Below are 20,874 nucleotides of genomic sequence, written 5' to 3' on the forward strand. Positions count from 1 at the left end.
CCATTCATGTTTCTCTGTCCGAAATATGTATTCGGACTTTTTAAAGTGTTTTATGCGTTTAAAGCCTGCTCAAGATCTTCAATTAAATCATCTGCATGTTCAAGTCCGATAGACAACCGTATGAGCCCCGGATTGATGCCTGCAGCTTCCAGTTCGCAATCACTCAGCCCGGAATGTGTAATGGATGCAGGATGCTGGATCAGTGAATCGCATTCTCCAATGGAAACAGCCCGGGTAAACAAACGGACCCGGTTAATCACCTGAATACCTGTTTCTTTGTCACCCACATCAAAAGACACGACTCCTCCAAAACCAGTCATTTGCCTGCGGGCAATGTCATGTCCGGGGTGGTCAGGCAAACCGGGATAATAAACACGTTTCACCCTGGGATGTTTATGGAGAAATTGGGCCACTTTCATGGCGTTTTGCTCATGACGTTCCATCCGTACCGATAAGGTTTTGAGTCCCCGAAGTAAAAGCCAGGCATCAAAGGGACTGATAATTGGACCGTAACGACATAGAATCTCATCACGAATTATATCCATCATCTCCTTTTTTCCCGTGACAATCCCGGCGATTACATCACCATGACCGCAAATATATTTTGTGGCACTATGCACGACGATATCCACGCCTAAATCCGCCGGCCGCTGGAATATGGGTGTGGCAAAGGTATTATCGATCATAACAGGGATTTTCTTTTCTCTGGCAATTGCACAAACCGCCTGAATATCCACCAGGCTGAGGGTTGGGTTGGAAGGGGTTTCCAGGAAAATCAACTGAAAATCATCTTTTTCCAGATGACGTCTGAATGTTTCCGGATTATCATCTTCCACGATGACCGTTTCAATATCCCGGCCGGGAAGGGAGCGGGTGAACAGACAATGGGTTCCACCGTATAATGTGTGACTGGCCAGTACTTTCCCGTTTTTGGGAATCAGTGCCATGATGACAGCTGCAATAGCGGCCATCCCTGAGGCAAAAGCCAGTGAAGACTCCGTGTTTTCAAGCCGGGCGATCTGCCGGCATAAGGCGTTTACCGTGGGATTTCCCATCCGGGAATAAAAATAGCCCTCCTTCTGTCCCGTAAAGAGTGCTGAACCATCCTCCGTCGATTCAAAGGCGAAAGCCGTCGTCTGATACAAAGGAGGAATAACGGCATGATAAGATGGATCCGATTCACCCTTGCCATGAACACATATTGTCTCAATACGTTTACTCTTTTTCAAATCCATACCTGCTTAGTTTCTTACTATGTTTATGGCAATTTATATGCCAGTTCTCAATCGGTGTCAAACTTATCCTTTTTTTTTCAAAAAAGCCTGTGATTTTGAGAAAAAAATGAAAAAATCCACCCGTTGACCGGAAAATAAATATCACTTTTACAAAGAGTATTCTCAATAATGATAATGCCCAGCCATTCACACAGTGCCTGGAATTCGATAAATTAAACTGTTGATAAAGATTTCATGACGAATGTTTCAATTTTGTCGTTTTAATGAATGTAAAAAATTGATAGTTTAACATGATGGGTATAAAAAGAACAGGTGGGATATCATGAAACGTTCAGGTGTGTTAATAATGAGTCTCATTATTCTGGTTCCTTTACTTATGGGACAGGATATTGATGTGATGGATGGGATCCAGAGGCGGGATACGAGCCGCACTCTGGCTCCGTTAGATTTGGATGAAATTCCAGATGAGATTGAAAGTACTTCTGATGAAGACTCACGGGAGGATTCTACATGGCGTAAGGCCTTGATTGACAGCCTTGAATACCGGTATAATCTGGAAAAAGAACGAATGGAAGCAAATTATAAAACGTCGTATCAGTACAAGCTGAATAAAGCTGTAGATTCCATTCGTTTAAGTATTGCCGGACAGATTAAAGCCCTGGAGGATGAAATTGAAGTTTTACGTCAGCAGGAAGTGGACAGTGCAGATCAGGTAAGTCCGGCTTATCTGTGCGAAAAGGATTCTCTCATTGCTGTAATCCAAAATCTCAGAGAGTCCCTTTCTTCAGTCAAAGTCCAAACTGATGTCCTTTTTTCCCCTGCAGAGATAAAAAGGGAACAGGCACACTATCAATATTTGTTACAGCTAATGGAAGAAAAGAGCCCTGAGTCATTCCTGCCTTTAAAAGATACCGAACTTCCTGAACTGAAAAAGAAAGAACTTTCACTGTATCTGGATATGTATTTACCCGAATTGAACAGCAGCGAGGTATTGATCCGGCTTAGCAGAGTTTATGAGGATCAGAAGGAATCCCAATTCGCCAAACTGAGCTATTTGAAATATCTTTTTTATTTTCCTGAATCCACAAATCTTACCTATATCAAAGAACAAATAAACCAGTTGATGGAGACATATCCTGATCCCCGGGACACCCTTTTATCCTTTTATTTAAAAGATGAAACACGGGAATCCCTGGAAGGAAGTATTCTGTTCAGATATATTCGAGCTGTAGCTGATATTGGATATCCGGAATGTGAACCCCTGTTTGAAAAGGAAATTTACCGTTTCCAGAAGGAATCGCAGACGGGAGACCGGGTAGATCGTGCTTTGATTTGGTATGCAGATATTTTGAAGAACCAAAAGCTGTACACATCAGCTGTCAGTCAATTGCAAAAATTGGTCACAGTATATCCTGATAGCCCTGAAGTTCCCTATGCTTTTTATACTATGGCTGAACTTTACAGGGATAATTTAAAGGAAAGCCGGATGGCTCTGGAAACACTTCGTAAAATCAGTGCCGGATATCCGGACAGCAGGCTGGCTCCAAAAGCCATCCTGATGAGTGGAGATATCCAGGAGAAGGATTTGAAGGATCCGGTAGCTGCCCTCACAGAATATGAGAAAGTACCTGCTGCTTATCCTGGAAGCCGGCATGCGGTGACGGCTTTGAAAAATATGGGCAGAATTTATCAAACTCTGTCAAAAAGTTCTGAACTTGCTTTCAAACAGTACGAAATCATAAAGAATGAGTATGCTTCATTTTATTCCGATGCAGCAGATGCCATGATCACGATTGCGCATTTATATGAGGCCAATGGAGAATTCAGAAAAGCCGTGGAAGAAATCCGGGAACTTTATGAACGTTATCCCGAATATGAAAAAACACCGGATCAGCTTTTAAAAGCAGGAGGTTTTCTTGAAAAAGAGTTGGCAGACGGAGATGGGGCCATAGAGATATATACAATCCTCATCACACAATATCCGGAAACAAAAGCATCGGAAAAGGCGAGGAAAGCACTGGCCAAATTGCAGAAAGAATAAATAAAAGGACATTCATGGCATCATCACCCCTGAAGCAGTTAGATGAAACGGCGCATTTTTATCAATCAGCCACACAGGAAATCAGTAAAGTCATCATTGGCCAGCATGAGATCATTGAAAATCTCCTGATCTCACTTTTATCCGGGGGACACTGTCTGTTAGTTGGTGTTCCCGGACTTGCAAAAACACTTCTGGTCAAATCACTGGCAAGCATACTGGATCTCTCCTTTAGCCGGATTCAGTTCACACCTGACCTGATGCCATCAGATATCACCGGGACGGAAGTGATTGAAGAGGACCGGGAAACGGGTCAACGGATTTTTCGATTTATTCAGGGACCTGTTTTTGCCAATATTATTTTGGCTGATGAAATTAACCGGACACCCCCCAAAACCCAGTCCGCCTTACTGGAAGCCATGCAGGAACATCAGGTCACATCTGCAGGGAGGACATTGCCTCTTGAAGAACCTTTTTTTGTCCTTGCCACACAAAATCCGATTGAGCAGGAGGGGACCTATCCCTTGCCTGAAGCCCAGCAGGACCGTTTCATGTTTCAGCTTAATCTGGATTATCCTTCTTTGGAGGAAGAAAAGGTGATTGTGGATCAGACAGTCCGGATTAACAATACCCGTCTCTCGTCTGTCATTGAAAAAAGGCGGATTCTGGATATCATGGCCTTTACCCGGGAAATTCCTGTGTCCGACCATGTTGTGGAATATGCAGTGAATCTGATCCGGAAAACCCGTCCTTCTGAAGATAATGATGGGTTTATCCGTAAGTATGTCCGTTGGGGTGCCGGTCCACGTGCTGCCCAATACCTGATTGCCACGGCAAAAACCCGGGCTGCGATTCATGGGAAACCCACTCCCGATGAGGAAGATATTGATGCCCTGACCCTGCCGGTCCTTCAGCACCGGGTTCTCCGGACTTTCGCTGCAGAAGCAGAGCAGGTGGACATCAAAGCAATTATCCGGCACATTGTGCAAAATAAATGATGCAAAAAGCAGAACCTTTCAAACCGATTACCTTATCTGATTTAGTTTTATTTGATACCCTTGATTTAAAGGTCCGACAAGTAGTAGAGGGATTTCTTCTGGGACTTCACAGTTCGCCCTATCATGGATTCAGTGTGGAATTTTCACGCCATCGTGCCTACAATCCTGGAGATGATATTCGTCATTTGGACTGGAAGGTCTATGGCCGGACCAACCGGTATTATATTCGCCAGTATGAACAGGATACCAATTTATCGGCTTATCTTCTGGTAGATAGCAGCCGTTCCATGGGATTTGGTAAGCCTTTTAGCAAGTTCACAGCTGCTTCAGTCATTGCCGCATCTCTGGCCAGCCTTTTGGTCCGTCAGAATGATGCCGCGGGACTGTGCCTTTTTCAGGATAAACTGGTAAATTTTATGCCACCCAAGGCCATTCCATCGTATCCTGTTGAAATGATGAAGGTCCTTTCCCAAACAGTTGTTGCAGGCACCACTTCCACAGCATCAGCGCTCCACCAGCTTGCTGAAACGATTAAACACCGCGGACTTGTGATTTTGATATCCGATCTTTGGGATGATCAGAAGGATGTACTTAACGGAATCCGGCATTTCCGGCATTATGGGCATGAAGTGATCGTGATACATGTCTGGAATCCGGAAGAAATGGCGTTGAAAGCCCGGAGAAAAACAGAATTTATTGATATGGAAACAAAAGAGCGGATTAAGGTGGATAACCGGAAAATCAAAGAAGAATATGAACAAATACGGTCTGCCTTGCAAGAGACGTATTTGGAAACCCTGGGAGATATGGGCGTGGATTATCTCTTTTTCAGGACGGATGATGATTTAAGAACGGTCCTGATGACCTATCTGCTCAAGCGCATGGAATTGCCATAAATTGGTGATAAAAAAAAGAGACGCCTTAAAGGACGTCTCTTTTTATCTGTAAGATTATTTTCAATTATTTGAGATAGACCATTTTTTTGCAATCTCTGAATTCTTTTGTCTGAATGGAATAGAGATAGAGTCCGGTACTTACCGTCTTACCCTGGGTATTGGTTCCATCCCAGGTAATGGAATACCGTCCGGCATCCTGACCTGTAAAAGTCCATTCCCTGATGAGTTGACCGTTCAGATCATAAATCTTGAGAACTACGTCATCAGTATGGGGAAGCTGGTAAGCGATTTTTGTTTGAGGATTGAAAGGATTGGGATAATTCTGATCCAATCTGAATGATTCAGGGATTTGAAGGTTTTCAGGGATCTTTGTTGTAATAAAATCAATGATGAAATCGTCAAAATATAACACACCGGTTCCCTTGTTATCATCACTGGTTTCTGCAAGATAGAAGCGTGTCCATGTTATGGGATAGGAAAGGACGGCATTGGGGTTTGCCCAACTGGGAATGGCATCATCGATGTTGACTTCAATCCGTTTCCAGGTATCTGTCCAGTCGATACCCGGACTGGCATCGGTAAAGTTTATAAGAAATTTTTCACCGTCCGCGTCTTTAAATTCTCCCCGGAGCCAGTGACCCTTTCCGTCGCCGTAAATATGAATTCCGATTTTATCAGGGTGACCTGATACAGGGATATTGCAGTTCATGTAGAGGGCACTGGTACCACCTGTTGTCAGAGTATAAGAAAGTTTTCCTGAACTTGGCTCGGATATATATACGCTGGTGTCTGTTTTAAAAGTACAATCGTTGATGGCGACATTAACCCCTGTCAGTGTAAAACCGGAGACACTGGAAAAATCATCTACCAGAACGGAAGTTGAAATGCCGACGGTTACCGGTACAGATCCGGTTATGGTGTCGTAACGGGCACAGATAAGGCCTTCTCCGCTTTGGGTGGCTGTGAAAAACCCGTTTTCCGAAATGGTTCCCACATCTCCTTCAACCCACCACTCATAATCGGAGAGGGCAAACGTGATAAGGTTTCCATAATTGTCAAAAGCTTTCGCATCCATTTGCTGAAAGTCGCCTTCGTTCAAAATGACAGGATTCGGTGTAAGTTCCAATTTTGACAGAATACTTTTTTTCACCAGAGCAGAATCGACAACATGGCTTATCTGGGCGTATACATATCCGCTGACGGTGTCGTTTGACGCCACGAAAAGACCGTTTTCATCAATCGTCCCCAATGTGGAATCACAAATCCAGAGAAGTGTGGAATCCTGAATATTCACATGATTATAGAACATATCTAATCCCTGGACGCTGAATTGGATTTCAGACCCGGCAATGGCATAGACCAAAGGCGGGGTAATTCGTAAATGTGCCAGGTTACTGTCTGGAGCCGTACTCACAACAAGAAAACAGTTTGAAACAGTCCGTTCACCGCCGGGATCCGAAGGACTGTTTTTAATTTCATCCCGGACCAGCATTGTTGTAGAGCCGCCACCATCCAGATTGATTCCGTGATATACACCCCATTCCAGCATGTAAGCCGCCAGTTCCTGATAGGTCATACCAATGGAATAACCTGGTTGACGGCCATCTACTGTGAATAGAAAGAATTTTGTCGAATCCGCGTTATATCCTGCTGCAGTCCTCGGATGCCGGTCCCCTGAACTGCCTACATTCACACCATCCCGGACCAGAATCGTGTTTCCACCCACCAGTTGTGTGAATTTTTCCGGGCCTGGGATCATGTTTTGGACCAGTTGAATGGTATCATCAACAGTCAGCTGATTGATGAAAGCAGCAGCTGTTCCATGGCCTGAGAGGACTGCCTTTCCTTTTGACAGGGGCATATTTCCCTGGTTGATGCGGGTTTCTTCCACGACACATTGAAGTGTATCGTTCACGAACCATCCCGATACAGGCACTATTCGTGCTTCCGAACCGTATGCGTTAGTTCCTGTCGCCTGGCCGTAAAAAGAATTGTACAATATCATCTGATCGGTATTTCGGACCGTATTGATTCCGGATAAGGGCACGGATCCTGAATCGGATATGATCACACCAGAAAATGCAACATCTGCAATTGACGGAATGTTTTTCACATTCACCCCTATACTTTGCCAGGCTTCATCGGTTTTGACGATTTCACCATTTGAAATCTGGGCACCGATGGGAACACCATTGGATGTGTTATAAAAATCTCCATTTACTCCACCAACAATCCGGTGGTATTTCCGGTCTTTCCGGGCAGCCATTGAAGAAGTGCGTTCGAAAGCATTCAGCTTATCGCCGGCTTTCACCGTTTCAAATGTGATATAAGGATTGGTCAAATCCACAACCAGCACATCGAATTGAAAAGGACCATTATCTCTGGATTCGGAATAATACATGACCCCCGGACCCACACGCAGACTGTCCAGGTGATCTGCATAAATTCTCGTACTAAATATACACAGTGCTGTTACCACACTCAGGATTTTTCCGGCATACTTTAAGGCTTTCATCTTTATACCTTTTGATTGTTTAATATGTTAAATATTTTTAACCCGGAATAAATATATGAGGTAAATATATTGAGGGCAAGGAACAAATATATAATGAGTCAGGATATCCTCATTTTGATAAAGGGTGATGGAAATCAGATGGTGACAACTTGGTTTGATAACGATTGAGATGTTTCTTATGATGAAGGTTATAAAAAGCCATACTCCTATTGAATATATAAAATACAATATAAGCTTGACATTGATTCAAAGTGGAATTATTTTGTCCCCGGGGGTTTTCAATATAGCAACAATCATATATAATAGTTATCTTAAAAATGGATAATTTCGAATTCTGCTTATGTAAAATAAATACTTATTATCACTATCAATTCATTTGTTGATAAATATACCATTGAAACTCATCATTCAATTCATCATTCATCATTCATCATTCATCATTCATCATTTATCATTCATCATTCATCATTCAATTCATCATTCATCATTTATCATTCATCATTCATTATTTAACCACAGGGCACGCCACAAAGTGTCCATCCGCATGTTCTTCAAGGGGAGGTACTTCCTGGGAACAGGAGGGGAGTGCCAGGGGACACCGGGTACGGAAGGGACAGCCCGAGGGTTTATTGAGGGGGTTGGGAACATCACCTTTGAGTACGATCCGTTTCCGGTTTTTCCGGGATGGATCCGGCAGGGGAACAGCGGATAAAAGGGCCTTACTGTAAGGATGTCTTGGATGATGATAGACATCCCGGGCTTTGCCCATTTCCACAATGTTGCCCAGATACATTACAATAATCCGGTCAGATATGTGTTCCACAACAGAAAGGTCGTGGGCAATAAACAGGTAAGACATGTTGAATTCATCCTGTAGATCCTGCATCAGGTTGATGACCTGGGCCTGGATGGAAACATCCAGGGCAGAGACCGGCTCATCGCAGATAATCAGTTCAGGATTTGTTGCCAAAGCCCGGGCTATTCCAACCCGCTGGCGCTGGCCACCTGAGAATTCGTGGGGATATCGCCGTGACTGTTCCGGTTGCAAACCCACCTTGTCCAGTAGCCAACCAACACGCTCTTTTTGCTCTGTCTTACTCATGTTTGTATGAAGCTGCAAGGGCTCACTGATGATTTGAGCCACCGTCATCCGGGGGTTCAAAGAGGCATAGGGATCCTGAAAAATCATTTGGACATCTGAACGGAAAGGTCGGATTTTTTTCGGACTGCTTTTAATAAAATTGACTTTCTCCCCTTTCAGGTGATAGATGATATCACCGGAAAGCTCTACATCCGGTGCTACATGCTTCAGGATATTGACCAATGCACGTCCCACAGTTGTTTTGCCGCATCCCGATTCGCCCACCATCCCCACAATTTCACGCTTCCCGATAGTGAATGTGATGTCATCGACAGCTTTAACGGTAGCCACCTTATGGGATAAAACACCCCCAAAGACGGGAAAATGGACTTTCAAATGTTGCACATCAAGAAGGGGAGAGGTATGTGTGTTATGTTTCATGCTTTTGATTCCATCTTTTGTTGAACCACGTGGCATCGGACAAAATGGCCGGGACGAATTTCCCGAAGTTTGGGCTCAACCGTATCACAAATATCAATTTTCTGATCACAGCGGGTACAGAATTTACAACCCTCCGGCAGTTTTAAAATGCTGGGGACCATCCCCCGGATTGTTTTGAGTTTTTCCTTTTTTTCCGTATCCAGAGGATTGGGGATGGATTGAAGGAGTCCCAATGTGTAGGGATGCAAAGGGTGATTAAATAGTTCTTCTACCGGTGCTTCTTCCTGGATCATCCCCCCGTACATGACAATCACCCGTTCACAGGTTTCCGCCACCACGGCAAGGTCATGGGTAATCAGGACAATGGCGGAATCACTTTTCTTGTTTTTTATTTCCAGCATCAAATCCAGAATCTGAGCCTGGATAGTGACATCCAGTGCGGTTGTCGGTTCGTCTGCAATGAGCAGGGAGGGATCTTTAGCCAGTGCCATGGCAATCATAACCCGTTGCCGCATACCTCCGGAAAATTGGTGGGGATAATCTTTCATGCGGGATGCTGGATCGGGGATTCCCACCAGTTCAAGAAGCCGGACACCTTTGGTGAAAAGCTGTGCCTTTTTCTTTTTATAGGATTCGGGGATGGTTTTATCCCAGAGGATAATCCCACCGGCAAAGACAGATGGAATCAGAAGCCCACCGAGCAAAGACCCGGCAATGGCGGATAGTTGAAAGGTCCATCCGGCCGCAAGCTGACTGAAAAAGAGGAAGATTGCAGCGACTATTCCCATCGCAGAAGCTCGGAATTTCCAGGAATGTCCCCGAAAAGATTCCGAAAGATTGATAACACGGTCCCGGATAAACTCTTTAAAGGATTTGGGCTCCAAAGATTCTTCGATCTGCATGCCAATGGTATAGACCGGGTTCAGGGATGTCATGGGTTCCTGAAAAATCATGGCAATATTCCGTCCACGGTAATCCCTCATCTGTGAATAGAGCTTTTCCATGTACTTTCTGAGAACCTTTTTTCGTGGAGAATTATAGAAAATCCGGATGGTCACCCAGATATCCAAAATAAAAGATAATACCAGGGGAAGGAGTCCTGATATGGGCAATAAGGCATAGAGAAAAAGCCAGAGGATGAAGAAGGCTCCGGCAGCCCATTTTCTGTGTTTATCGGATAGTTTATTGAAAAAGCGGTATTCGGGAACATCAAAGACCTTCCGGTATTCGGCACCGTCAAAGATCAGTTTATCCCGGAAACGGATTGTCCCTTCAATCACTTCTCCGGGAGGATTGGGGATGAGTTGGATCAGGGAGAGGACCGAAACCGATTTTCCGGAACCTGATTCACCGACGATACCCAGTGTTTCCCCTTCGTAGATATTGAAATCAATCCCGTTTACGGCTGTTGCCCAGTCGTCTCCCACTTTAAACCGGGTTTTGAGTCCTTTTATTTCAACCAGTTTTTTTCTGTTCATCGCAACCTCGAATAGACTTTGGGGTCAAAGGCTTCCCGGACACCTTCACCGATGAAAACAATGCAGAGAAGGGTAAGAAATTGAGCCGTTACCGGGGCAAAAACCATCCACCATTTTGTAATATTGGAAAGACCTACATCCAGCATTTGTCCCCAACTGGGTGTCGGTGGCGGCATTCCAAATCCCAAATAATCCAGTCCTACAAGGGCCAGTATACCCATAACCACGGCAAATGGGAAATACGTAATGACAGGTACCAGGGAATTGGGCAGAATATGTTTAAACATCACCTTGAAATCACTTTGTCCCATAGACAGAGCCGCAGCCACATAATCTTTGGCCTTTTCCCTGTAAAATTCCGCCCGCATCAGGTAGGTCATGCTGATCCAGTTGACGATGGTGTAAATTCCGATCAACAGGAGAAAGGACGGTTTCATGATGGATACCAGGATAATGATGACGTACAAAATCGGCATACTGGACCAGATTTCAATAATGCGTTGGAAGAAGAGGTCAAATTTTCCGCCGAAATACCCCATGGATCCACCGATCAGGATACCGATAATGTAATTCAGGATCGTCAACAGCAGGGCAAATGAGATGGAGATATTAAACGCGTAGCAGAGCCGTGCAAAGACATCCCGTCCCGTATTGTCCGTTCCAAGCCAGTGTTCTGAATTGGGCGGATCAAACATTTTATTTCCTTCGACGGTTATATCCTCGTATGGACTGTAGGGGTAGGGAGGCATGATGAGCCAGTTTGGGTTGTCAGTTTCATCCCAGGTTTGTTTCAAAAGTCTGTAATTGGTCTCACCGGGGACATCCTGCCCGAAGGTGGTGCCCTCAATATATCCCTGAATGACGGGAAAATAGAGATGGTCTTCATATTTAACCACCAGGGCCCGGTTGTTTATCAGAAAGGGAAGAAAGAAAGAGATGATATAGAGAGTTATCAGAATGACAAACGAGTAGTACCCTCGTTTCATGGTTTTAAACTTTTGCCACCGTTTCCGGTAGATGCTTAAAGATATTTCATCTCTATCGTAAACATGTTTTTTAAAAAATTTTGGCCATTTCATTTGAATCGTATCCTCGGGTCAACAGTTGCAAGGGCAAGGTCAGACAGGATATTACCTATCAGCCGAATCAGAACAACAATCACAAGAAATCCCAATGTAATGGGGTAATCCCGGTCCAGAATGGCCTGGTAACCCATTTTTCCAAATCCATCGATATTAAAAACCCGTTCGATAAAATATGAACCGGATATAATGACACCGATATTTTGACCGATCCGGGCAGCGATGGGAATGAGGGAGTTTCTCATGGCATGGATCCAGACCACCCGTTTTTCACTGAGTCCTTTGGCAAAGGCTGTCCGGATATAATCCTGTGAGAGGTTTTCCAGGAGGCTGTTTTTCATCAGAGTTGTCATGGTGGCAAAACTCCCGATAGTCCAGGCGATAATCGGCAGAATGGCATGATGGAGCTGATCCATAATTTTCTGCCACCAGGAAAGGGTTTCCCAGATTTCCATCGGTGAGCGGAATCCTCCCAGGGGGAAAATATCCCAGAAAGACCCCCCGCCAAAGAGGACGAGAAGAACCCCTCCAAGAGCCCATCCCGGGATAGAGTAACCCACAAAAACAATCACACTGGATACAAAATCGAAAGGGGTTCCATGATTCAGGGCTTTCTTGATTCCCAGGGGGATACAGATCAGGTACATGAGAATAAGTCCGGACAGACCGTAGAATATGGATATTTTAAAGCGGGGAGCCATCACTTCGGTGACAGGCTGGGCATAGGTATAGGAGGTTCCCAGGTTGCCGGTGAGTATTCCGGAAAATTCTGTTTGAAAGATGACAGCCTCAACCGTCCCATCATCCCTGATTTTATCAATACGGCCTTTCCAGTCTGATGGAACAGTTCCCGATTCATCGGTGATCAATAAATCATTTTTGCTTCGTTCCAGGTTCAGATAGGTTCCATAACCCACATATTTATTGAGAGTTGTTTCACCGGGATCAAAGGTCAGATCCCTGTGACGGATTTCCCGGGGCCACACACCCAGCCAGATAAGGTAGCGTTGCCAAATAGGTTTATCAAATCCATAAAAACGATTGAGTTCTTTCAGGGCGGATTCCGGCAGAATGCTGCTGCCGCCGGTCATCATATCCCCGGTAGCACCAGAGATTTCTCCACGGCTCATACTTCCCATCTGCAAGCGTTGAATGGTTTGCTCCAGGGGTCCCCCGGGTGTAAGCTGCAGAATGACGAAGATGAGAAGTGTAGAACCCAGAAATGTAGGAATCATGAGCAGGATACGTCGAATAAAATACTGAATCATGACGGGAGTCCCTTTCAGATGTCCGTATTTTTATATTTATCCCAATAACGGACGATCAACTCACCTTTCGGCAAAGATGTGTTGTTTTTCATGGCTTCTTTCAGCAGGGTATCTTTTTCAGGCTCATACCACCAGTACCTGAAAATGCTGGTATAATCTCCGTTGTAACGGTCAAAAACAAATTCGGGGTGTCCCAGCTTGTTCCAATAAAGGATATTCATAGACCGCCGTGCAATACCCCAGGCTGCGGGATGAATGTCTGAATAAATGCCGTCAATCTCCCGGATGATTTCAATCCGGCGTTTCTGATCGAAACACTGATCATATTCTTCCAAAAGTTCATCCACGCGTTCATTGGCAAAACCGCTGATATTGTTGTTGTTCTTTTTGTCTGCCAGGGAAGAGTGAAGCGTTGTTTCCGGATTCGGAAAAACAAGTCCGCCCCAACTTTGCATGTAAATTGTAAAATTTCGGTCCATCAGATTTTTCCAAATGGCATTACCGTCCATGTATTTGATTTGCATGTCTATCCCATAATCTTTCAACATCTGCTGGACCGGTGTCACCATGTAATCCACGGATTTTTGGATGGCAATTTCAAAACGAAGGACCTTTCCCTCATCATTGACAAGCCAGCCATCCTCGTTCCGTTTTGTAAATCCGGCTTCTCTTAAAAGCTGGACGGCCTTTTCGGGATTGTATGTAATTTTTTCGTTATTGGGGTTTTCATAGACAGAACCGGTGTACAATGAATTCATCATGTCGTATTCATTATAATACATTTCTTCATTCATTTTTTCCCGGTTATACAGGTATGCAAAGGCATAGCGGATCCTCCGGTCATTAAAGGGCCATTTCCGCATATTAAAGGCAAAACCGGATGTCCCGGCCGGGCGGTTGGAAAAGACTTTGCGTTTTTGGACCCAGCCTTTTTGGACGGATTCAAAATCCGTTTCTTCATGCCATTCGCGGGCACTATAGACAGGATAAAAATCACACTCGCCTTTTTTGAATTTCTCAAACATCAGACTCCGGTTATCTTTGACCACGACGATTTTGACCCTGTCAAAATTATGGACGTATTTATTCATAGGATCTTCGGCAGCCCAGTAATTATCCCGGCGGGTAAAGGTAAAGGATTCCTGATTGATGATATCTTCGGGATAAATGACGTATGGGCCGGATCCGGGCACCATAGTGTACTGGTACCGTTTCAGAAATTCAGTTCCATCCACCTGGCGCAGATAGTGTGCCGGCATGATGTTCATTCCGCTGAAATAGAGGAAATTACGCCAGTTCAGGTTTTTACTTTTTACCTTTACGATATATTTTCCTTCAGCTTCAGGCCGTTCGAATTTGCCGTAAACCAGTTGGCTTGAAGGCATGAGAATGGTTTCATCCATGTGCAGGTCCCAGGTGGCGATAACATCTTCGGCAGTTACCGGCCGGCCATCGCTGAACCGCGCATCAGGATTGATTCTGAACCAGTAGGTTAGTTTATCATCGGATATTTTCCAGTGAGACGCCAAAGCAGGGACATATTCCAGTGTGACAGGATGGAGTCCCAACAGACTTTCGTAGCATAAAGGGGCAATGATACTGATGTTTTCTTCATAATTGTAATTTTGTCCCACAATCCGCATGGTGGCAGGAAAACGGGAAGAAATATGTGTCAGTGTTCCCCCTTTTTTGGCCCGGGGATCACCAAAGGCAGGGTAATCTGTTTCAGGATTGAGGACATAGGTTTCATATCCCAGATCTTCTGCGATATTTTCAAATCCGTATCCTCCTTCTTCTGCAGGTGTCACCGTATCCCTGGGAGCCGGTTTTCCATTGTAAAGGGCCTCAGCTGAAGATTCCAGTTTGTCTCCGGATCCACCGCACCCGGCGAGAATGATAACAGATAGGATCATTCCTATAAGTGCTATTTTTTTCATAGTCTCTCTCCAAACATCCATTGGTTATTTATCACGTATTCATTTTCAGATCAGGTGGAAACTACTAAAAAAAGGGTGAGTATTCACGGAAAAAATCACGTTTAATCTGTAAATAAGTCATGAAGATCAATGATTAGAAGCAGGAATGATCATGGAAAAAATCCAAAAATTTTATCCTTTATGGATTCCTTTAACAGCTCTTCCGGATGGATCTGCCAATTGGGAGAAATTTTTATCCCAGGACAGAGCGGTTTCAGTGCTGCATGCGATGGATGGAACAGAGGGGACTGTCCGGGCAGCGGCTTCTGAAGGAAAGTGTTCCGAAAATATACTTCGGTAAAAATATTCTTCCTTGCTGAGGGGGGGATTGACAGGATAACGGAAATGGGCGTTTTCCATGGCTTCATCTGAGACTTTATGGGAACTTATTTCTTTCAGAATATCAATCCAGCCGTATCCCACCCCGTCGGAAAATTGTTCTTTCTGCCGCCATACAATATCGGCTGGCAACAAATCCTCAAATGCCTTACGAGGCAGCCATTTTTCCATCCGGCCCGGACGAATCATTTTATCCATTGGATTGATGTTCATGGCCACATCCAGGAATTCCTTATCCAAAAAGGGGACTCTGCCCTCAATTCCCCAGGCTGCAAGGGATTTATTTGCACGAAGACAATCATAGAGGTGGAGCTTTTCCAGCTTTCGAACGGTTTCATCATGGAAATCCCTGGCGCCGGGAGCTTTATGAAAATAGAGGTAACCGCCGAAGATTTCGTCGGATCCCTCACCGGAAAGCACCATTTTAATCCCCATGGATTTTATCACCCGGGCCAGAAGATACATGGGAGTAGATGCCCGGACCGTGGTTACATCGTATGTTTCCAGATGATAGATGACATCCCGGATGGCGTCCAGTCCTTCCTGAAGGGTAAAATGAATTTCATGGTGCACGGTCCCTATGTAGTCCGCCACTCTTTTAGCCGCTATCAGGTCCGGGGATCCTTCCAGACCGATGGCAAAGGAATGAAGCCGCGGCCACCAAGCCTCCTGACTGTCCCCGGTTTCTATTCGTTTTGCAGCATATTTTCGGGCGATGGCAGCAATAATCGAAGAATCGAGTCCACCAGACAGGAGAACCCCGTATGGGACATCACTCATCAGTTGTCGGTGAACGGCATGTTCTAGGGATTGGCGGAGGTGAGCCAAGTTTGTTGTATTGTCCTTTACGGCTTCATATTTTACCCAGTCCCGTTTATACCAACGTCGGATTTCCCCAATGGAACTGTCCAGATAATGACCTGGCGGAAATATCTCAATTTGGTGGCAGATTCCTTCCAGGGCTTTCATCTCAGAAGCCACATAAAATTGCCCCAGCTGATCCCGGCCGGTGTAGAGGGGTATAATGCCGATATGATCCCGGGCAATTAAATAGCGCTCATTTTCTTCATCGTACAGGGCAAAGGCAAAAATCCCATTCAGCTCTTCAAGAAAGTCTGCTCCATTTTCACGATATAACGGCAGGATGATTTCGCAATCGGAATGAGTCATAAAAGGATAGGTCCCTTCATACCGTTTCCGGATGGACTGGTGGTTGTATATTTCACCGTTCACAGCCAAAATGAGTTTTTTGTCCGGACTGTACAAAGGCTGGCCACCGGACTGGGGATCGACAATGGCCAGGCGTTCATGTGCCATAATAGCCCGGTTTGACCCATAAATCCCTGACCAATCCGGTCCCCGGTGTCGTACCTTCTTGGCCATATCCAATATCCGGGGACGCATGGATTCCATCCCGGTCCGGATTTCAAAACAGCAGACAATACCACACATTAGTGTTCCTTTAATTTTGAATTTTATTCGAAGATATGTCAATGTTATCGAATAGAAACATAGTAAAATTAAAAATATTCGACAAATCAAATTATTATTGTTAAAATTACTGAATTATCATGATGCCAGTTGTCTGGTGATTCACCCGGCAGACAGTAGTATAGAAGAGAAGAAGCTGAAAATTTCTTCTTTACTCTTAAGGATCAGGCTGTTAAACTATAAAGCTAAGCCTTTTCATACAATTTGCCTGTGGGATGAAAGGAGGTTATATGAAATCTGTCAAATATATTACACACATTAAAAATGTAAAAGGACTGACAGACAAGGAGAAGGAGCGTTTATCCAAAATTGAGGATAAATTTACCTTTCGTGCAAATGAATATTATCTGGGGCTCATCAATTGGGACGATCCGGAGGATCCCATTCGGCGGATCATCATTCCCACAGAAGATGAGTTTGTGGAATGGGGAGCTCTGGATGCTTCCGGTGAGTCAAAATATGTCCGGGTTCCGGGTGTGGAACACAAATATCGGGATACGGCTCTCTTTATTTCCCAGGATACCTGCGGGGCATTTTGCCGGTTCTGTTTCAGAAAACGGCTTTTTATGCATGAAAACAAGGAAGTTACCCGGCGCTATGATGAAGGTATCGAGTATATCCGGAATCATCCGGAAATCCTCAATGTCCTAATTACGGGTGGGGATCCCCTCATCATGTCCACCCCGAAACTGGAAGACCTGATCCGTAAAGTGGCTGAAATTCCCCATGTTCGGATTATCCGTATCGGGACCAAAATTCCCCTGTTCAATCCCTATCGGATTTTGGAAGATTCCTCTCTGACGGATATGATTCAGCGGTATTCCAACGGGGACAAAAAAATCTATCTCATGCTGCATATCAATCATCCCCGGGAGTTAACCCGCCAGAGTCGTCAGGCTTTGAAGATTTTACGGCAATCCGGTGCAGCCCTCGTCAATCAAACACCAATGATCCGTGGTGTAAATGATCATCCCCAGGTTTTGGCAGATCTTTTTCTTCAGCTGAATATGCTGGATGTCCCCCCGTATTATATTTTCCAGTGCCGGCCAACACTGGGGAATAAAACCTTTGCCGTTCCCATTGCCGAAGGTTGGAATATTTTGGAACAGGCAAAGGACAGGGTTTCCGGACTTGGACGCAGGGCACGGCTGGTAATGTCCCATAAGACCGGCAAAATTGAAATTCTCGCTGTTACGCCGGAACATACAGTGATGAAATATCACCGGAATGCTGACCCTGCAAACCGGTCTAAAGTGATGATCTATAAAACAAACCCTGAAGCCTTCTGGCTGGATGACTTTGAGGAGTATAAAGCCTGGCTGAAACAGGAAGGACTCGAAGGGGATACGGATCCATATACGTATTGGTGAGAGTGATGAATTGAATGATAAATGATGAATGATGAATGATGAATTGAATGATGAATTCTTAAATTTCCATTCTCAATTCTCCATTCTCAATTTTCAATTTTCAATTTTCCATTCTCAATTCATGAAAAAGAGCGTCAGGATTCACCATGAAAGCAGGGCAAGAATGATAAGAAATACACAAACCATTCGTGTTTTTGCACCGGCAACCGTGGCAAATGTTTCCTGCGGTTTTGATGTTTTTGGGTTTGCAGTCCATGAGCCGGGTGATGAGGTGTTTCTCACACTTCGGAATACACCGCGTGTAAAGATCCTGTCAATCCATGGAGACAAGGGATTACTTTCGGTGGATCCTGAGAAAAACACAGCTGGTGTTGCAGCTCAGGCATTTCTGAATGCCTATGCACCTGATGCCGGGGTTGACATCGAACTATTTAAAGGATTGCCTATTGGAAGCGGTCTGGGTTCTAGTGCCGCCAGTGCGGCAGCTGTTCTTTTTGGTTTAAATCGCTTATTGGGACATCCTGCCGATGGTAAAGCCCTTTTGGAATTTGGGCTTCAATCTGAAAAATCCGCCTGCGGTTCAGCCCATGGTGATAATGTAATACCCTCCCTCCTGGGGGGATTTATCCTGATTCGAAGTTATCATCCTCTGGATATCCGGCACCTGCCTATCCCTGAGGATTTATACTGCACGCTGGTTTTTCCACAGGTTGAAATTGAAACCCGAAAAGCCCGGGAATTGATCCCCAAATCCATCCCTCTTGAAACAGCTGTAAGGCAGTGGGGTAATACGGCGGGACTGGCAGCCGGATTTTGTTTGTCTGATTATGATTTAATTGCCCGTTCCATGGAGGATTTGATTGCCGAACCGGTCCGGGCTACTCTCATTCCACAATATCACCTTGTGACAAAATCTGCACAGGATGCCGGTGCTCTGGGATGTGGTATTTCCGGGTCAGGACCGACTGTTTTTGCCCTCTCGAAGGGTAAAGAAACAGCTCAAAAGGTCAGGGAAGCGATGAGATCGGTCTATGAGAAATCTCATGTGTCATATCAAACGTGGGTGTCACCCCTTAACCCCGAAGGACCGCGCATCGTATAAAAAGGGTTACATAAGGTATGAAATTTTACAGTACAAAAAACAAATTACTGAGGGTCAGCCTGAAAGAAGCCGTGCTAACTGGTATGCCACCGGACCATGGGCTCTATATGCCCGAAACCGTCCCAACTTTAACCCCGGAGTTTTTAAAACGTGTTCCAGATCTCCCTTTTCAAGAATTAGCCTTTGAACTTGCTCGATATTTTGTGGATGGAGAAATCAGCGATGATAAGCTGATAGATCTTGTTAGCGATGCCTTTCCCTTTGATGCACCTCTTGTGCCTCTTTCTGATCATATTTACGCACTTGAACTTTTTCATGGGCCAACCCTGGCATTCAAAGATTTTGGCGCCCGGTTCATGTCCAGACTCATGGCCCTTTTTACACAAAACCTTTCAAAAGAACTTAAAATCCTTGTGGCCACATCTGGTGACACGGGAAGTGCTGTGGCAAACGGATTTTTTAATGTTCCGGGTATTCGGGTCTATGTTTTGTATCCTGCCGGAAAAGTCAGTGAGATTCAGGAAAAACAAATGGCAACCCTGGGTAAAAATGTCATTGCCCTGAAAGTTCACGGCGTGTTTGATGATTGCCAGGCTCTGGTGAAAAAAGCGTTGGCAGATAAAAAATTGCGTGAGTCTTTTGTGATTAGTTCGGCGAATTCCATCAATATTGCCCGCCTGATACCCCAGATATTTTACTATTTCTATGCCTGGGCACAATTACCTGAAACAAAGAGGGATAAACTGGTTATGTCAGTCCCCAGTGGAAATTTTGGGAATCTTACAGCTGGACTGATAGCCAAACAGATGGGGCTCCCGGTTGACCGATTTGTGGATGCCGCCAACAGGAATGATGTGGTACCTGAATATCTGCAAACCGCCCGTTTCAATCCACGCCCTTCAGTACAGACGATTTCCAGTGCCATGGATGTGGGCAATCCCAGTAATTTCGACCGGATTCTGGATCTGTATGGTCACTCCCATAAAGCGATGATACGGGATATCTGGGGAAAAGCATATTCCGATGAAGAAACACGGGACAAAATACGTGAAACCATTGAAAATACAGGATATCTCTGTGATCCACACGGGGCCGTGGGACTCCTGGGTCTTCAAGAATATTTGGAACATGTGGATAACACTGCTACGGGTATCTTTTTGGAAACAGCCCATCCCGCAAAATTCAAACCGGTGGTAGAGGAAATTATCGGAAAGGAAATCTCTCTCCCTGAACGGTTGTCAGAGTGCCTGGAAAAACCCCTGCTATCCGTTCCTATGGAAAACGATTATGAGGCATTTTTTGGGGTAGTAACGCGTAACGAGTAACGAGGGGGGTGTGTGGGTCAATTGACAGTTCCATTTTTGGTAGAGAGCTGACACGAGCATACTTCGATCCTTCGACAAGCACTTCGATTTCGCTCAGTGATCAGTCAGCTTAGTAACCGTGCCTGTTTCAGCCTGGATAATTTTGAGAACATCAATGAACCCACCCAACCAAATTCATAACTCATCATTCATCATTCATCATTCAATTCATCATTCATCATTCAATTCATCATTCATCA

The 20,874-nt window shown here is 44.8% G+C and carries 14 protein-coding genes and 1 pseudogene; 6 read left to right on the top strand and 9 right to left on the bottom strand.

Annotated features, from left to right (window positions below; all coding sequences use genetic code 11):
- Positions 1-50: 50 nt before the first annotated feature.
- On the bottom strand, positions 51-1,235 hold the full coding sequence (locus tag strainIA91_RS04570; protein ID WP_400167950.1) for a trans-sulfuration enzyme family protein: 1,185 nt from the start codon (positions 1,233-1,235) through the stop codon (positions 51-53).
- A gap of 322 nt (positions 1,236-1,557) precedes the next feature.
- Here strainIA91_RS04570 and strainIA91_RS04575 point away from each other — a divergent pair, with 322 nt between their 5' ends.
- Genes strainIA91_RS04575 through strainIA91_RS04585 form a run of 3 tightly spaced genes read left to right on the top strand, consistent with a single transcriptional unit; the run spans position 1,558 to position 5,167 of the window.
- Positions 1,558-3,276, top strand: a complete 1,719-nt coding sequence (locus strainIA91_RS04575) for a tol-pal system YbgF family protein (RefSeq protein WP_400167951.1) — start codon at positions 1,558-1,560, stop codon at positions 3,274-3,276.
- A 14-nt stretch (positions 3,277-3,290) separates the two neighbouring features.
- A complete protein-coding gene (locus tag strainIA91_RS04580; RefSeq protein ID WP_400167952.1) occupies positions 3,291-4,271 on the top strand; it encodes an AAA family ATPase in 981 nt (326 codons plus the stop codon).
- Positions 4,268-5,167 (top strand): DUF58 domain-containing protein, encoded by a 900-nt coding sequence (locus strainIA91_RS04585; RefSeq protein WP_400167953.1) that lies wholly within the window; start codon positions 4,268-4,270, stop codon positions 5,165-5,167. Before strainIA91_RS04580 ends, strainIA91_RS04585 begins: the two co-directional genes overlap by 4 nt.
- Before the next feature lie 64 nt (positions 5,168-5,231).
- Here strainIA91_RS04585 and strainIA91_RS04590 read toward each other — a convergent pair whose 3' ends face one another.
- From strainIA91_RS04590 to asnB, 8 genes and pseudogenes are all read right to left on the bottom strand, one after another.
- Positions 5,232-7,682, bottom strand: a complete 2,451-nt coding sequence (locus strainIA91_RS04590) for a phosphodiester glycosidase family protein (protein ID WP_400167954.1) — start codon at positions 7,680-7,682, stop codon at positions 5,232-5,234.
- Between the two features lie 505 nt (positions 7,683-8,187).
- Positions 8,188-9,204, bottom strand: a complete 1,017-nt coding sequence (locus tag strainIA91_RS04595) for an ABC transporter ATP-binding protein (RefSeq protein ID WP_400167955.1) — start codon at positions 9,202-9,204, stop codon at positions 8,188-8,190.
- Positions 9,201-10,208 (bottom strand): ABC transporter ATP-binding protein, encoded by a 1,008-nt coding sequence (locus strainIA91_RS04600; protein WP_400168237.1) that lies wholly within the window; start codon positions 10,206-10,208, stop codon positions 9,201-9,203. The genes strainIA91_RS04595 and strainIA91_RS04600 overlap by 4 nt, the downstream gene beginning before the upstream one ends.
- 255 nt (positions 10,209-10,463) lie before the next feature.
- A pseudogene (locus strainIA91_RS04605) lies at positions 10,464-10,682 on the bottom strand (ATP-binding cassette domain-containing protein); the annotation flags it as partial.
- Positions 10,679-11,761 (bottom strand): ABC transporter permease subunit, encoded by a 1,083-nt coding sequence (locus strainIA91_RS04610; protein WP_400167956.1) that lies wholly within the window; start codon positions 11,759-11,761, stop codon positions 10,679-10,681. The gene strainIA91_RS04610 and the pseudogene strainIA91_RS04605, both read right to left, overlap by 4 nt.
- Positions 11,758-13,032 (bottom strand): ABC transporter permease subunit, encoded by a 1,275-nt coding sequence (locus strainIA91_RS04615; protein WP_400167957.1) that lies wholly within the window; start codon positions 13,030-13,032, stop codon positions 11,758-11,760. Before strainIA91_RS04615 ends, strainIA91_RS04610 begins: the two co-directional genes overlap by 4 nt.
- Before the next feature lie 14 nt (positions 13,033-13,046).
- On the bottom strand, positions 13,047-14,969 hold the full coding sequence (locus strainIA91_RS04620) for an extracellular solute-binding protein (protein ID WP_400167958.1): 1,923 nt from the start codon (positions 14,967-14,969) through the stop codon (positions 13,047-13,049).
- Between the two features lie 171 nt (positions 14,970-15,140).
- A complete protein-coding gene (asnB, locus tag strainIA91_RS04625) occupies positions 15,141-16,799 on the bottom strand; it encodes an asparagine synthase B (RefSeq protein ID WP_400167959.1) in 1,659 nt (552 codons plus the stop codon).
- A 269-nt stretch (positions 16,800-17,068) separates the two neighbouring features.
- Here asnB and strainIA91_RS04630 point away from each other — a divergent pair, with 269 nt between their 5' ends.
- The 3 genes from strainIA91_RS04630 to thrC all read left to right on the top strand — a co-directional run bounded on the left by strainIA91_RS04630 (position 17,069) and on the right by thrC (position 20,635).
- Positions 17,069-18,208 carry a KamA family radical SAM protein gene (locus strainIA91_RS04630; protein ID WP_400167960.1) on the top strand — a complete coding sequence of 380 codons (1,140 nt, stop codon included), beginning with the start codon at positions 17,069-17,071 and terminating at the stop codon, positions 18,206-18,208.
- A 163-nt stretch (positions 18,209-18,371) separates the two neighbouring features.
- A complete protein-coding gene (locus tag strainIA91_RS04635) occupies positions 18,372-19,310 on the top strand; it encodes a homoserine kinase (RefSeq protein ID WP_400167961.1) in 939 nt (312 codons plus the stop codon).
- A gap of 17 nt (positions 19,311-19,327) precedes the next feature.
- Entirely contained in the window at positions 19,328-20,635 is a 1,308-nt protein-coding gene (gene thrC / locus strainIA91_RS04640; RefSeq protein ID WP_400167962.1) for a threonine synthase, read from the top strand.
- The last annotated feature ends 239 nt before the right edge of the window (positions 20,636-20,874 follow it).

It is taken from the genome of Candidatus Neomarinimicrobiota bacterium (genome assembly GCA_041154365.1).
Taxonomy (GTDB): domain Bacteria; phylum Fidelibacterota; class Fidelibacteria; order Fidelibacterales; family Fidelibacteraceae; genus Fidelibacter; species Fidelibacter multiformis.

What these genes read in the sequence shown, in the direction of transcription:
- strainIA91_RS04635 (WP_400167961.1), top strand. Translation starts at nt 18,372, where the DNA reads ATGATAAGAAATACACAAACCATTCGTGTTTTTGCACCGGCAACCGTG.
- strainIA91_RS04615 (WP_400167957.1), bottom strand. Translation starts at nt 13,032, where the DNA reads ATGATTCAGTATTTTATTCGACGTATCCTGCTCATGATTCCTACATTT.
- strainIA91_RS04610 (WP_400167956.1), bottom strand. Translation starts at nt 11,761, where the DNA reads ATGAAATGGCCAAAATTTTTTAAAAAACATGTTTACGATAGAGATGAA.
- thrC (WP_400167962.1), top strand. Translation starts at nt 19,328, where the DNA reads ATGAAATTTTACAGTACAAAAAACAAATTACTGAGGGTCAGCCTGAAA.
- strainIA91_RS04585 (WP_400167953.1), top strand. Translation starts at nt 4,268, where the DNA reads ATGATGCAAAAAGCAGAACCTTTCAAACCGATTACCTTATCTGATTTA.
- strainIA91_RS04570 (WP_400167950.1), bottom strand. Translation starts at nt 1,235, where the DNA reads ATGGATTTGAAAAAGAGTAAACGTATTGAGACAATATGTGTTCATGGC.
- strainIA91_RS04575 (WP_400167951.1), top strand. Translation starts at nt 1,558, where the DNA reads ATGAAACGTTCAGGTGTGTTAATAATGAGTCTCATTATTCTGGTTCCT.
- asnB (WP_400167959.1), bottom strand. Translation starts at nt 16,799, where the DNA reads ATGTGTGGTATTGTCTGCTGTTTTGAAATCCGGACCGGGATGGAATCC.
- strainIA91_RS04620 (WP_400167958.1), bottom strand. Translation starts at nt 14,969, where the DNA reads ATGAAAAAAATAGCACTTATAGGAATGATCCTATCTGTTATCATTCTC.
- strainIA91_RS04600 (WP_400168237.1), bottom strand. Translation starts at nt 10,208, where the DNA reads ATGGAAAAGCTCTATTCACAGATGAGGGATTACCGTGGACGGAATATT.
- strainIA91_RS04580 (WP_400167952.1), top strand. Translation starts at nt 3,291, where the DNA reads ATGGCATCATCACCCCTGAAGCAGTTAGATGAAACGGCGCATTTTTAT.
- strainIA91_RS04590 (WP_400167954.1), bottom strand. Translation starts at nt 7,682, where the DNA reads ATGAAAGCCTTAAAGTATGCCGGAAAAATCCTGAGTGTGGTAACAGCA.
- strainIA91_RS04595 (WP_400167955.1), bottom strand. Translation starts at nt 9,204, where the DNA reads ATGAAACATAACACACATACCTCTCCCCTTCTTGATGTGCAACATTTG.
- strainIA91_RS04630 (WP_400167960.1), top strand. Translation starts at nt 17,069, where the DNA reads ATGAAATCTGTCAAATATATTACACACATTAAAAATGTAAAAGGACTG.